The organism is Micromonospora sp. BRA006-A (genome assembly GCF_033433935.1).
Taxonomy (GTDB): domain Bacteria; phylum Actinomycetota; class Actinomycetes; order Mycobacteriales; family Micromonosporaceae; genus Micromonospora; species Micromonospora aurantiaca.
Genome location: NZ_JANCLW010000001.1, coordinates 6355975 through 6369409 on the forward strand (window position 1 = coordinate 6355975; position 13435 = coordinate 6369409).

9 protein-coding genes are annotated in these 13435 nt (G+C 75.2%); 5 read left to right on the forward strand and 4 right to left on the reverse strand.

What is annotated here, in order from left to right; translation table 11 throughout:
• Positions 1–115 precede the first annotated feature (115 nt).
• Together NMK34_RS29150 and dacB are read right to left on the reverse strand one after the other, a co-directional pair.
• The gene (locus NMK34_RS29150) at positions 116–1183 is read right to left on the reverse strand and encodes a zinc-dependent metalloprotease (protein ID WP_318336002.1); all 1068 of its coding nucleotides are present in this window, start codon (positions 1181–1183) and stop codon (positions 116–118) included.
• 66 nt (positions 1184–1249) lie between these two features.
• On the reverse strand, positions 1250–2758 hold the full coding sequence (dacB, locus tag NMK34_RS29155; protein ID WP_412098932.1) for a D-alanyl-D-alanine carboxypeptidase/D-alanyl-D-alanine-endopeptidase: 1509 nt from the start codon (positions 2756–2758) through the stop codon (positions 1250–1252).
• A gap of 433 nt (positions 2759–3191) precedes the next feature.
• Between dacB and NMK34_RS29160 the strand changes: the two genes are divergently transcribed.
• Positions 3192–3698 carry an inorganic diphosphatase gene (locus tag NMK34_RS29160; RefSeq protein ID WP_318336003.1) on the forward strand — a complete coding sequence of 169 codons (507 nt, stop codon included), beginning with the start codon at positions 3192–3194 and terminating at the stop codon, positions 3696–3698.
• 55 nt (positions 3699–3753) lie between these two features.
• On the opposite strand, the gene eccD is transcribed toward NMK34_RS29160, so the two are convergent.
• Positions 3754–5136, reverse strand: a complete 1383-nt coding sequence (eccD, locus tag NMK34_RS29165; protein ID WP_318336004.1) for a type VII secretion integral membrane protein EccD — start codon at positions 5134–5136, stop codon at positions 3754–3756.
• A 105-nt stretch (positions 5137–5241) separates the two neighbouring features.
• On the opposite strand from eccD, the gene eccCa reads away from it, so the two are divergent.
• The 4 genes from eccCa (at position 5242) to NMK34_RS29185 (ending at position 12170) form a co-directional block, all read left to right on the forward strand.
• Positions 5242–9180: a type VII secretion protein EccCa gene (gene eccCa / locus NMK34_RS29170; protein ID WP_318336005.1), complete on the forward strand. Its 3939-nt coding sequence runs from the start codon at positions 5242–5244 to the stop codon at positions 9178–9180.
• A gap of 88 nt (positions 9181–9268) precedes the next feature.
• Positions 9269–10582, forward strand: a complete 1314-nt coding sequence (mycP, locus tag NMK34_RS29175) for a type VII secretion-associated serine protease mycosin (RefSeq protein WP_318336006.1) — start codon at positions 9269–9271, stop codon at positions 10580–10582.
• Positions 10583–10622: 40 nt separating this feature from the next.
• Entirely contained in the window at positions 10623–11414 is a 792-nt protein-coding gene (locus NMK34_RS29180) for a phosphatase PAP2 family protein (protein WP_318336007.1), read from the forward strand.
• Between the two features lie 30 nt (positions 11415–11444).
• Positions 11445–12170 carry a phosphatase PAP2 family protein gene (locus tag NMK34_RS29185; RefSeq protein ID WP_194801967.1) on the forward strand — a complete coding sequence of 242 codons (726 nt, stop codon included), beginning with the start codon at positions 11445–11447 and terminating at the stop codon, positions 12168–12170.
• Between the two features lie 15 nt (positions 12171–12185).
• Here NMK34_RS29185 and NMK34_RS29190 read toward each other — a convergent pair whose 3' ends face one another.
• Positions 12186–13364: a MarP family serine protease gene (locus NMK34_RS29190; protein ID WP_135242364.1), complete on the reverse strand. Its 1179-nt coding sequence runs from the start codon at positions 13362–13364 to the stop codon at positions 12186–12188.
• Positions 13365–13435 lie beyond the last annotated feature (71 nt).

Genomic DNA, 13435 nt, shown 5'->3' on the forward strand with positions numbered 1-13435 from the left:
GCGGACGGCGAGCCGCACGGCGGCGACGGCGGGAGCGGGCGACGGCGAGCGGCGCGACCGAGCGCCGGAATCAGTCCGCCCCGCGGAAGAAGCCGGGCCGAGCGGACCGGCCGGATCAGCCGACGGGCGGGGTGGCACCGGCGGGCCCGTGTACCCGTGACACCCAGGCGTCCGGGTCGCCCAGCTCGTCGAGGCGGGGCAGCGTCAGCGGGGACGAGAAGATCTTGTTGAAGCCCTGCATCCCCACCCGGTCGACCACGCCGTGCACGAACTTGCGGCCCTCGGCGTACTGGCGCATCTTGACCTCGATGCCGAGCAGCCGCCGGATCGCCTTCTCCAGCGGGTTGCCGGACTCGCGGCGCCGGTTGAACGCCGCCCGGATCGACTCGACGCTGGGGATGACCTGCGGGCCGACGCCGTCCATCACGAACTCGGCGTGGCCCTCGAGCAGCGTCATCAGCGCGGTCAGCCGGTCCAGCACGGCGCGCTGGGCCGGGGTCTGCACGATGTCCAGCACGCTGGCCCGGCTCTCCGGGTCCTTCACCGCGTCGGAGAGCGTCGCGACGCCGCGGCGGAGCCGTTCCAGCAGGTGCTCGCCGCCCTGGGAGGCGTCCACGAAGGCCTGCACCTCGCCGAGGAAGTACGCGCGCATCCACGGCACGGCGGTGAACTGGGTGCGGTGGGTGACCTCGTGCAGGCACACCCAGAGCCGGAAGTCGCGCGAGTCGGCGCCGAGCTTCCGCTCGACCTCGAGGATGTTCGGCGCCACCAGCAGCAGCTGGCCGGGGTCTCCGGCGAAGACCTCGTACTGGCCGAGCACGCGGCCGGAGAGGTACGCCAGCACGGTGCCGGCCTGCACACCTGTCACCCGGGAGCCGATCGCCTCGATGAGCGCGCCCGGCCGCTTGTCGCCGGAGAGGCGCTCGACCAGCGGGGAGACGACCTCACGCAGCCCGGCGATGTTCGCCGCCGCCCAGTCCCGGCGGTCGACCACGCGTACCGGCGGGTGCGCGACCTGCGCACGCAGGCCGGTGTAGTCGGCGACGTGACCGGCCGCCTCGTCGGTCAGCCGGCGCAGATCGCCGACCACGTCGGTGGCCTCGGCGTACGACACCCGAGGGCCCGACTTGCTCAGCGCCCCCGCTGTCGCGGCGGCCAGATCCCAGTCCACGAACTGCGCCATGAACCCACCGTACCCGCGCCGGAACACCCCCACCCGGGCTCGCGCCGGCCGATCGACGCCCGTCGGTCAGCGGCAGCCGCACCCGGCCAGCGCGGAGCTGATCCGGTCCAGCGCCGCCCGGGTCTCGTCCAGCGAGCCCTGGGTCCGGTCGGTGAGAACGGCGAACGTGAGCAGCCGGCCGTCGGCTGTGGTCACCGTGCCGGCGATCGCGTTGACGCCGCTCAGCGTGCCGGTCTTGGCCCGGACGACGCCCGCTCCGGCGCGGGTCGCCGCCGCCCGGTAGCGCTCGTCGAGCGTGCCGGACCAGCCGCCGACCGGCAGTCCGCCGAAGATCGCGGCGAGTTCGGGGTGGCTGCCGTTGCCGGCGAGCGTGATCAGGTCGGTGAGCAGCGAAGGGCTGATCCGGTTGGTGCGGGACAGCCCGCTGCCGTCGGCGAGGCTGATCTCGCCGGCGGGCAGGCCCAGCTCGCCGAGCACCTGGTCGGTGGCGGCCGCGCCGCCGACGAACGAGCCCGGCTTGCCCTTGGCGAGCGCCACCTGGCGGGCCATCGCCTCGGCGATCACGTTGTCGCTGTCGCTGATCATGATGTCGACCAGCCGGATCATCGGCAGGGACTCGACAGTGCCCAGCTCGGCGCCGGGGGCCGTACCCGTGGCGCCGGACGCGGCCGGCGCGGTGCCCCGGCTCACCTGGGCGGCGCCGCCGGTCAGGCCGAGCAGCTTGGCGAACTGCCGGCCGGCGGTCAGGTCGGGCTGCGGCACCCGCTCGGCGGCGTGGTTGGTCTCCTCGGCGGTGCGCCGCGCCTCCGCCGCGTTCTTCCGGGCGCCGTCGGTCATCAGCGCGGTGATCGCCGCGCCGAAGCCGCCGGTCGGGATGTCCGCGTCCCAGCCGGGCTCGAAGACCGGGCCGCTGAACAGCGACGAGTCGACGATCACCTTGGTCGGGGCGGTGCCGCCGAGCGCGTCGCGCACCTGGGCGGCGAGGTCGTCCAGCCGGGCCGCGCCGGGGTAGAAGCCGTTCTTGTCCACGGCGAGCGTGGGGTCACCGCCGCCGACCAGGACCACCTCGCCCGGGTTGGCGCCGGCCACGGCCCGGGTCGGGATCCGGTAGGCCGGGCCGCGCGCCGCGAGCACCGCCACCCCGGTAGCCAGCTTGGTCACCGAGGCGGGCACGGTGGGCGTGTCCTGGCCGCTGCCGTAGAGCGCCTGGCCGGTGCTCACGTCGGCCACCGACACGTGCACCCGGTCGCCGAGCGCGGCGGCGCGGACCAGCGGGTCGAGGGCGGAGCGGATGCCGGCCTCGGTGGGCAGCGGGGCGTTGCCGTCCGGTCCGGCCAGCACGGCCGGCGGCGTGGGCTCGGGCGGCGCGGCGACCGCCGTACCCGTGCTGTCGTCGTCGCCCAGCCACCCGGCGACCGGGCCGGGGCGCAGCACCGCGAGCCCGGCCACCGCCAGGGCCAGCACGAGCACGCAGGCGAGCGCCGCGACGAGCTGCAGGCGGCGTCGCGGCCGGCCCGGGGGCGGCCCGGAGGGTACGGGCGGCGCGGCGCCGACCGGCGGGACCGGCGGGCTCACCGGGATCGAGTCCGGCGCGCCGGGCCGGTTCAGCGCGGCCGTGGGATCGTGCGGCGGGCCGACGCGGGCCGAGCCGCTCGCCGGGCCGTGACCGTAGTGCGGCGGGCCGGAGCCGTGGTGCGGCGGGCCGACGCGGGCGGAGCCGGCAGCCGGAGCCGGACGATGAGGGACGTTGGCACCCGGGACGGACACCCGCCCGGTGGCCCCGCCGGAACCGGAACCGGCGGACCCGCGCCCGTCAACCCTCTCGGGGCGGTAGTGTGAATCTTCCCTCCCCACGGCCCCCTCCTCCCCGCTCGAAATCGCCTTGGGCGACACTACTTCGGTCCGAACACTATGCGGCGGCCGGAGCCGGCGGGGGGCGTTCACCCCGCGCCGGGGGTGAGCCGCTGGTTTCCGTTAGCCAGCGTGGGCAAACGAGGGAGCGTGGAAGATGGATTTCGACGTCACGGTTGAGATCCCCAAGGGTCACCGGAACAAGTACGAGGTAGACCACGCGACCGGCCGCATCCGGCTGGACCGCACCCTCTTCACCTCCACGCAGTACCCGGCCGACTACGGGTTCATCGAGGGCACCCTGGGCGAGGACGGCGACCCGCTGGACGCGCTGGTGCTGGTGCCGGAGCCGACGTTCCCGGGCTGCCTGATCCGCTGCCGCACCATCGGCATGTTCCGGATGACGGACGAGAAGGGCGGCGACGACAAGGTCCTCTGCGTGCCCTACGAGGATCCGCGTCAGGAGCACCTGCGCGACATCCACCACCTGGGCGAGTTCGACCGGCTGGAGATCCAGCACTTCTTCGAGGTCTACAAGGACCTGGAGCCGGGCAAGTCGGTCGAGGGCGCGACCTGGGTGGGCCGGGTCGAGGCCGAGGCGGAGATCGCCGCGTCGTACCGGCGCGCCAAGGAGGCCGAGGCGCGCGGCGAGACGCTGCACTGACGATCATGCTTGCCGGGGGCCCGGGTCGCGCGTCGCGACCCAGGCCCCCGCGTGTTCAGGCGAGCAGGTCGCGGGCCCGGTCGTAGAGGCCGAGCACCGCGCAGGCCACCGGCACCACAGCGACCACGAGCGCGGTGTCGGTCAGGTCGGCCAGCCGGCCGAGGTACGGGGAGACGGGCCGCCTGGCGTACGTGGCCCCGGCGGTGACCGCCGTCAGGGCCAGGGCCAGCCCGCCCACCGTCAGCGCGAGCCGGGCACCCGGACCGGCCCCGTCGGCCAGCACCACGCCCAGCAGGGCGAACCCGGTCAGCCCGGCGACGATCGCGGGCACCCGGTGCCGTACCGCCACGAACAGGCGGGAGCGCAGCAGCAGCACCCCGCAGGCGACGGCGGCGAGCAGCAGCCCGGCGGTCCGGCCGACGGAGACGAGCACCGCGACCGCACCGACGGCGAGCACCGCGTGGCCGAGCAGCATCCCGGTGAGCACCTCCTCGGCGCGGGCCACCGCCGCGTGCACCCGGCCCCGGTCCGGCAGATCCCGGGTGCCGGCCGGGCTGGGCAGGGTGAGCGGCGGCAGCGGCAGCTTGCCGACCCGGATCGCCAGCAGCGGCAGCCCGCCGAGCGCGAACACCAGCACGGCGAGCAGGACGGCGGCGGTGCCGTCCGGGTCGAGCAGGAGCCCGCCGAGCGCTGCCGCCACGCCCGCCAGGCCGACTGTCACCCCGGCCACGAAGACGCGGGACCGGCTGGCCACGCCGAGCAGGCCGAGCACCGCCCCCAGCAGCAGCGCCACCGAGCCGACCAGCAGTTCCGGGGCACCCACCCAGCGCAGGCCGGGGATCGGGCCGACCGGGTCGCCGGAGGCGACAGCGAGCGCACCGGCCACCGCGGCCCAGGGCAGCGCGTACCCGCCGAGCGTGGCGCCGACCGGGCCGTCGCCGTACGCCCGGGACGCCGCGGTGGCGGTGAGCACCAGGATCAGGGCGACCGCCGCGGCGACCGGCCAGCCGCGCGCGCCCGGACCGTCCGCGACCACGGCGACCAAACCGACGGCCAGGGGTACGGCGGCACCGGCGAGCGCGGCGGCCCGGGTGGCCCGGCCGGACCAGGCAGCGCCCCGGCGCCGGGCACCGTCCACGATCGCCTCGACCACGTCGTCGTATTCCAGCTCGGGCCACTGCGCGCGGGCCGGCACCAGGTGCAGCACCTCGCCGTCGCGCACTCCTTGCGGCAGCAGCGCCTGGGCGGTGGCGAGCACCGCCCCGTCGGTCCGGCGCAGCACCCATCCGCCGTGCCGCTCCCCGTCGTCGGCCAGCCCCTCCCCGGCGTGCCGGAGCACCTCGGGCAGCAGCTCGGCCAGGGGCACCTGCTCCGGGAGGGCCACGTCGACCCGCCGCCTGGGCGCGCTGATCGTGACCCGGGCGAGCCCGCTTGTCATCGAGGCATCTCCATATCGGGCGGAGGGAGTGGGCTGACGGACGAGAGGACTTTACCTACGATGAGCCAGGCTCGGGTTACCCAGAGCCACTTCCGGGGAGGGTGAGTGTCCACTGTCGTCATCAAGCGGCCGCCACGCCGCCCGGCACCGGAGATCCCGGTCGGTGAGCTGCCCGTCGAGGCGCCGCCGGAGATCCCCGCCGCCGCCGGTGGGCGCTGGCAGCAGGCGCTGATGGTGCTGCCGATGCTCGGCGGGACGGTGGCCATGGCGATGATGTTCGGCCGCGGCGGCGGTGCCTACTCGTACGTGGTGGGCGGCATGTTCGGCCTCTCCTCGCTGGCGATGCTGGTGACCACTTGGGGCAGCGCCGGGCCGAAGAAGTCCGAGCTGATGGCCGCCCGCCGGGAGTACCTGCGCCACCTGGCCACGCTCCGGCGCCGGGTGCGGGAGACCGCCGGAGCCCAGCGGGCCGGGCTGTCCTACCGCCATCCCGAGCCGGGGCGGCTCTGGTCGACTGTCGACAGTCACCGGGTCTGGGAGCGCCGGCCGGGCGACCCGGACTTCGCCGTGGTCCGGGTCGGTGTGGGGCCGCAGACGCTCGCCACCCCGCTGGTCCCGCCGGTCACCCGCCCGCTGGAGGAGCTGGAGCCGATGACGGCCGGGGCGCTGCGGCGCTTCCTGGACGCGTACTCGGTGGTGCCGGACCTGCCGGTGGCGCTGTCGCTGCGCAGTTTCGCCCGGGTCTTCGTGCGCGGCCCGGCCGGCCCGGTACGCGGCGCCGGCTCGCCCGCCGCGCAGGCGCTGGCCCGGGCGGTGCTCACCCAGCTCGCCGTCTTCCACGCGCCGGACGAACTGCTGATCGCGGTCTGCGCCGGGCCGGAACGCCGCAGCGCCTGGGAGTGGGTGAAGTGGCTGCCGCACGCCCACCATCCGGCGCGCACCGACGCGCTGGGCCCGGTGCGGCTGGTCACCAGCTCCGCCGCTGACCTGGAACGGCTGCTCGACGACGTACTCGGTGCCCGGTCCCGGTTCAGCCCGCACGGCACCGCCACCGACGGACCGCACGTCGTGGTGGTGCTCGACGGCGGCGACCTGACCGGCGCGACCGACCTGGCCGGCGACGGCGGCATCGACGCGGTCACCGTGCTCGACCTGGACACTCCGCCGCCCCGGCTGCTCGACCGGTACGCGCTCCTGCTCGACCTGGTCGACGGCCGGTTGCACTCGCACTCCGCGGAGGGGCACGCCGAGGTGGGCGCCGCCGACGCGCTGGCGCCCGCCGACGCGGAGGCGGTGGCCCGGCGGCTCGCGCCGCTGCGGCTGGCCGGCACGGTACGCGGACCGGACGCGCCGCCCGGCGCCGAGCTGGGCCTGCCCGAGCTGCTCGGTCTCGGTGACCCGGAGAGCTTCACCGCCGAGCAGGGCTGGGCGCCCCGGGCCGCGCGGGACCGGCTGCGGGTGCCGATCGGGGTGGGCGCCGACGGAGGGGCGATCGACCTCGACCTGAAGGAGTCGGCGCAGGACGGCATGGGCCCGCACGGCCTGCTGATCGGCGCGACCGGGTCGGGCAAGTCGGAGCTGCTGCGCACGCTGGTGCTGGGGCTGGCCGCCACGCACAGCTCGGAGCAGCTCAACTTCGTGCTCGTCGACTTCAAGGGCGGCGCCACGTTCGCGTCGTTCGAGCGGCTGCCGCACACCGCCGCCGTGATCACCAACCTGGCCGACGCGCTGCCGCTGGTGGACCGGATGGTGGACGCGATAAACGGGGAGCTGATGCGCCGGCAGGAGTTGCTGCGCCGGGCCGGCAACTTCGCGAGCGTGCGCGACTACGAGCGGGCCCGGGCGGCGGGCTCGCCGCTGGCCCCGCTGCCGTCGCTGCTGCTGATCTGCGACGAGTTCTCCGAGCTGCTGTCCGCCAAGCCCGACTTCATCGACCTGTTCGTGCAGATCGGCCGGCTGGGCCGGTCGCTGGGTGTGCACCTGCTGCTGGCGAGCCAGCGGCTGGAGGAGGGGCGGCTGCGCGGGCTGGACACGCACCTGTCGTACCGGATCGGGTTGCGGACGTTCTCGGCGCTGGAGTCCCGGACGGTGCTGGGCGTGCCGGACGCGCACGAGCTGCCGCGCAGCCCGGGGCACGGTTACCTGCGCTCGGGCACCGACCCGCTGGTCCGGTTCAAGGCCGCGTACGTCTCCGGGGCGGTCCGCCGTCGCGGCGGGGCGGCGGGCGCGTCCGGCGCCGGCGAGGCACGGGTGCTCGCGTTCTCCACCCACCTGGTCCCGGTGCCCGAGCCGCCGATGCCGGTCGCTCCGCCGGCCGAGGACGACAGCGGCGAGACGCTGCTGGACCTGCTCGTGGACCGGCTGGCCGGGCAGGGTCCGCCCGCGCACCAGGTGTGGCTGCCGCCGCTGGACGCCTCGCCCGCCCTGGACGAGCTGCTCGGCCCGGTCGGCGCCGACCCGGTCCGCGGGCTCACGGTGGCGAATCCGGAGCTGCACGGTGCGCTCCAGGTGCCGGTGGCGGTGGTGGACAAGCCGTTCGAGCAGCGGCGCGACCTGCTCTGGCTGGCGCTGGACGGCGCGGCCGGGCACGTCGCGGTGGTCGGCACCACCCGCAGTGGCCGGTCCAGTCTGCTGCGCACCCTGGTCTGCGCGCTCGCGCTCACCCACACCCCGACCGAGGTGCAGGTCTACTGCCTCGACTTCGGCAGCGGGACGCTCGGCACGCTGCGCGACCTGCCGCACGTGGGCGGTGTCAGCGGGCGGACCGACGGCACCGCCGTGCGCCGTACTGTCGGTGAGGTCGCCGGTCTGCTGGCCGAGCGGGAGCGGCGTTTCGCCGAGGCCGGGGTGGAGTCGATGGCCGCGTGGCGACGGCGGCGGGCGGCGGGCGCGCCGGACCCGTTCGGGGACGTGTTCCTGGTGGTCGACGGCTGGAACACGCTGCGCGGCGAGTACGAGGATCTGGAACCCCTGGTCACCGAGCTCGCCACCCGGGGCCTGGCGTACGGGGTGCACGTGGTGGCGAGCGCGCTGCGCTGGTCGGACTTCCGCCCGGCGATCCGTGACCTGTTCGGCTCCCGTCTGGAGTTGCGTCTCGGCGACCCGGCCGACTCGGTGGTGGTCAAGCGCGCGCTCGCGGCCACCGTGCCGGAGGAGCGGCCGGGTCGCGGCATGACCGCGGGCGGCCTGCACTTCCTCACCGCCGAACCGCGCGTCGAGGCGCTGGGCGCGGAGACCGCCGACCTGGTCAAGGCGGTCGCCGGCGCGTGGAGCGGTCCGCCCGCGCCCCGGGTGCGGCTGCTCCCGCCGGTGCTGCCGTACGCCGAACTGGACCACAGCACGACGAGCGGGCCGGCGTTCCCGATCGGCGTGGCCGAGGCGGATCTGTCCCAGGTGGTGCTGGATTTCGCCACCGAGCCGAACTTCCTGGTCTTCGGCGACGCCGAGTGCGGCAAGTCGTCGTTCCTGCGGGCGCTCGCCACCTCGATCGTCAACCGGTTCACGCCGGAGCAGGCCCGGGTGATGCTCGTGGACTACCGGCGCAGCCTGATGGGCGTGATCGAGACGCCGCACCTGATCGGGTACGGCACCGCCGCGCCGCACACCGCCGAGCTGATCGAGTCGGCCGCCGGTTATCTCCAGGGGCGGCAGCCGGGGCCGGAGGTGACACCGGCGCAGTTGCGCAGCCGGTCGTGGTGGACGGGACCGGAGCTGTTCGTGCTCGTGGACGACTACGACCTGGTGGCGGGCGGGCCGACGAACCCGTTGCGGGCGCTGGAGGACCACCTGCCGCACGCGCGGGACGTCGGGCTGCACCTGGTGCTGGCGCGGCGGACCGGCGGTGCCGGGCGGACCGCGTACGAGCCGATCGTGCAGCGGTTGCGCGAGCTGTCCACGGCCGGGCTGGTGATGTCGGGCGGTCCGGAGGAGGGCGCGCTCGTCGGCCAGGTGAAGGCAGGGCCGCTGCCGCCGGGCCGGGCGCGTCTGGTCACCCGCCGGGAGGGGGTGCGCCTGGTGCAGTTGGCGTATCTCCCGCCCGGGTGATCGGGGTGGCCGAGTTGCCCCGTGACGGCCGGGGCAACCGGTAATCTCCGTGCAGCATGTGTCTGACGCGACCGAACGGCTGGGGAATGTGACAGGGGATCGGCAGGGACCGCCCGGTGGGCCGCCCCGGCGTCGCGCCGGACGCGCGCTGCTCGCCGCCGCCTCGGCACTGGTCACCGTGGCCGGTCCGCTGGCACCGCCGGCACACGCCGCGCCCGCCGCCTCGGCCGCCGTGGCGCGGCCATGGGTGGCTCCCGACCGTCCGCTGCGCACCGACCAGGTGCGCGACGAGCAGTGGCAGCTGGAGGAGTTGCGGGCGAAGACCGCGTGGCGCACGTCGACCGGGCGCGGCGTGGTGGTCGCGGTGATCGACTCCGGTGTGGACGGCTCCCACCCCGACCTGGCCGGGCAGGTGCTGCCCGGCCTCGATCTGGTGACACCGGACGGCTCGGACGGCCCGGACCCGGTGGGGCACGGCACCACTGTCGCCGGGCTGATCGCCGGGCGGTCCGACGACGACCGGGGCGTGGTGGGGCTCGCGCCGGACGCCAAGATCCTTCCGGTCCGGGTGCTCGACGCCGAGAACCGCTACGACGACGCGCTGATCATCGCCAAGGCGGTGCGCTGGGCGGTCGACAACGGCGCCCAGGTGGTCAACCTGTCGCTCGGCGGCAGCAGCGACAACCCGGCCCTGGCCGCGGCGCTCGACTACGCGTTCGCCCGGGACGTGGTGGTGGTCGCCTGCACCGGCAACCTGGCCACCTCGACGACCACGGACGTCTGGTACCCGGCCCGGGAACCGGGCGTGCTCGCGGTCACCGGGCTGGAGCGGACCAGCGAGAACCTCTGGTCCGGCTCGATCACGGGGCACGAGACGGTGCTCAGCGCCCCGGCCACCGGGCTCTACGGCGCCCGCCCGGAGGGCTACTGGCGGGTGCAGGGTACGAGCTTCGCCGCGCCGCTCGTCGCCGCGACGGCGGCCCTGGTCCGCTCGCGGTACCCGAAGATGTCGGCCGGCGACGTGGTCAACCGGCTGATCAGCACCGCCCGCGATCTGGGCCCGACCGGGCGGGACGACAGGTTCGGCTACGGCCTGGTCGACCCGGTGGCCGCGCTCACCGGCGACGTGCCGTCGGTGGTCCACAACCCGCTCGACGACAACGCCTCCCCCGGCGTGGTGGGCTTCGGGCCGGCACCCGGCGACGGACCGGACACCCGGGCCGCCGCGGCGGGCCGCGGCGGCGACCCGCTCGGGCGTACGGCGGAGGGCTGGACCGCCCGGCCGGCCGGACAGACGGACGTCTCCGCCCCGGAGCGGCTCTGGACCGGCCTGGCCCTGTTCGTCGCGCTCGTCACCGGCACCGCGCTGATGGTTCGCCGGTTCCGGCAGACCCGGCGCTGAACCGGTCTGACCCTGCCCTCCGGTGGGTAGGGGAATGCCCATGGACACCACCGGGGCCACGGTCACGCACCGGTCGTGGCGGCACCGCCGCCTCGACCGCGATCACTCGCTGGGGCTGCGGCTCACCCTGACGGTGGTCGCGGCGTTCCTGGTGCTGGTGCCGTTCGCCCTGATCGCCCTGCTGGTGCTCGGCGCCTGGCCGCCCCTGCTGCGGCTGGACGCCTCGATCACCGACGCGTTCCACGGGTACGCGCAGGATCATCCCGCCTGGGTCGCGGTGATGACGGTCTGGACGCACGTGTTCGGCCCCGGCCCGCTGCGGGTGGCAGCGGTCGTGGTGGTGGTCTGGCTGGTCCGGCGTGGCGCGCCCCGGCTCGCGGTCTGGGTGGTGGTCACCATGGTCGCCGGCGGGCTGCTCGGCGCGCTGCTCAAGCTGCTCGTCGGCCGGGACCGGCCGGATCTGCTCGACCCGGTGGCCCGGGCCGCCGGCTACTCCTTCCCGTCCGGCCACGCGCTCAACGCCACGCTCGCCGCGGGTGTGCTGCTGCTGGTGTTCCTGCCGTTCGTGCGGGACAGCCGCCCGGGCCGGATCGCGCTGTGGACCGCCGCCCTGCTGGTGACGGTGGTGACCGGGATCAGCCGGATCGCGCTCGGCGTGCACTGGACCAGCGACGTGGCGGGCGGCTGGGTGCTCGGGACCGCAGTGGTGGCCGCGACAGCGGCGGCGTTCGCCACCTGGCGCAGCGGGTCCGGACGGCCGTCCGCGCGTCCGCTGCGCGAGGGGGTCGAGCCGGAGCTGGCCGACCAGCGGCCGGAGGGCGGCCGGGCGTAGCCGGGCCCGCATCGGGGTACAGGCGAGCCCATGTCCGATGTCGTGATCCGAGTCACCCGGCGTGTCCTGCTGCCGCTGGCCCTGCTCTTCGCGCTGATGGTGGGCCTGGGCCTGCTGGTGACCCGGGTACTGGCGCACACCTGGCCGTTCACCGTGGAGGACACGGTCAACCGGGAGTTGGCCGGCGACCGGACGCCGGGGTGGAACGACGTCTCGCTGGTGTTCAGCACGCTCGCCAGCACCCAGATGATCGTCGTGGTCACCGTGCTGGCGGCGTTGGTGCTGCGGCTGGTGCTGCACCGCTGGCGGGAGCCGCTGTTCCTGTGCGCGGCGGTGACCGCGCAGGCGCTTATCTTCCTGTTCACCACGATGGTCATCGACCGGAACCGCCCGGCCGTGGCGCACATGGACGCCTCGCCGCCCACGTCCAGCTTCCCGTCCGGGCACACCTCGGCGGCGACGGCGCTCTACGTCGGCCTCGCGGTGCTGCTGGCGCTGCGGGCGCGCAGCACCCCGGCCAAGATCGGCTGGTGGACGCTGCTGGTGCTGGTGCCGATCGGCGTGGCCCTCACCCGGATGTACCGGGGCATGCACCACCCCAGCGACGTGGTCGCCTCGTTCCTCAACGGCGGCGTCTGCGTGGCGATCATGGCCCGGGCGGTCCTCGACCGCACGCTCACCTGGGGCCGCGCCCATCTGCCGCTGTCCCGCTCCGGTGACGAGGCGACACCGGCGGGAGCGTCCGCGGGCGGCTGAGCGCCGCCGGCCGGCTCAGGTGCAGTCGCCGGTGTCCACTCCCCGGGTACGCTCCGCGCCCGCCAGCGCCACCGGTCGCGCCTCGGCGGCGGTCACCGCGAAGCCGGTGTTCGGGTCGTCCGCCGCCGCCGCGAAGATCACGCCGAGCACCAGACCGTTCGAGGAGACCAGCGGGCCGCCGGAGTTGCCGCTGCGCACCAGCGCCCGGATCGTGTAGATCTCCCGGTTGACGTCACCGGCCGAGTAGATGTCCGGGCCGGTGATCCGGTCGACGTCGCGGATCCGGGCCGGGCGGGCGTCGTACGGGCCGTCGAGCGGGAAGCCGAGCACGATCGCGTCGGCGCCGGTGGCGGCCGGTCCGGCGGCGAAGCGCAGCGACGGCCCGGGCAGCCCCGGTACGTAGAGCACCGCCAGATCCCGGTCCGGGTCGTAGACGACGACCTCGCCGTCGTACCGCTCGCCGCGCAACTCCACAGCCACCGAGCGGGTGCCGGCCACCACGTGCGCGTTCGTCATCACCCGGTCGTCCGCGTACACGAAACCGGAGCCCTCGATGCGGCGTGAGCAGCTCGGCGCGGAGCCGAGCACCTTCACCACCGACCGCCTGCTGTTCTGCACCACCTGGGAGTTGGCCAGCGCCGGGTCGGGCGGCGCGACCTGCCGGGCCCGGGTCGGCGCGAGGTCGCCGAACACGTCCGGGAAGCCGTTGGTGTCGACCGTGTCGCGCAGCGCGGTGGACAGATCCTGCGCCTTGTCCGGCAGCACCTGGTCGACGACGGTGAGCAGCGCGCTGTTGCGGACCGAGGACGCCAGCCACGGCACCGAGGAGGAGCCGAGCGGCACGGCGACCAGCCACGCCACGAGCATGACCGCGATGACCGAGATGAACGCGCCGCCGACGTCGTCGATCTTCCGGCCGGCCGGGCCGGTGATGGCGGCCCGCAGGTTCGAGCCGAGCCAGCCGGCCAGCGCCTGCCCCAGCACCGCGAGCCCGAAGATCGCCACCAGGGAGATCAGCACGCGTGTGCCGCTCGCCGCGAACTGCTGCGCGATCAGCGGCCCGACCTGGAGGCCGAGCAGCGCTCCGAGGAAGAAGCCGGAGAACGACAGGGCCCCGATGACGAAACCCTGGCGGTATCCGCTGATCGCGAACACGAGCATGAGCAGAAGAAGGACGAGATCCACGGCGGACACGCCCCAAGGGTACGGGCACGGGGCCCGTGCTCGGCTCAGCGCTCGCGGAACGTGACCCGGGGATGCGTACG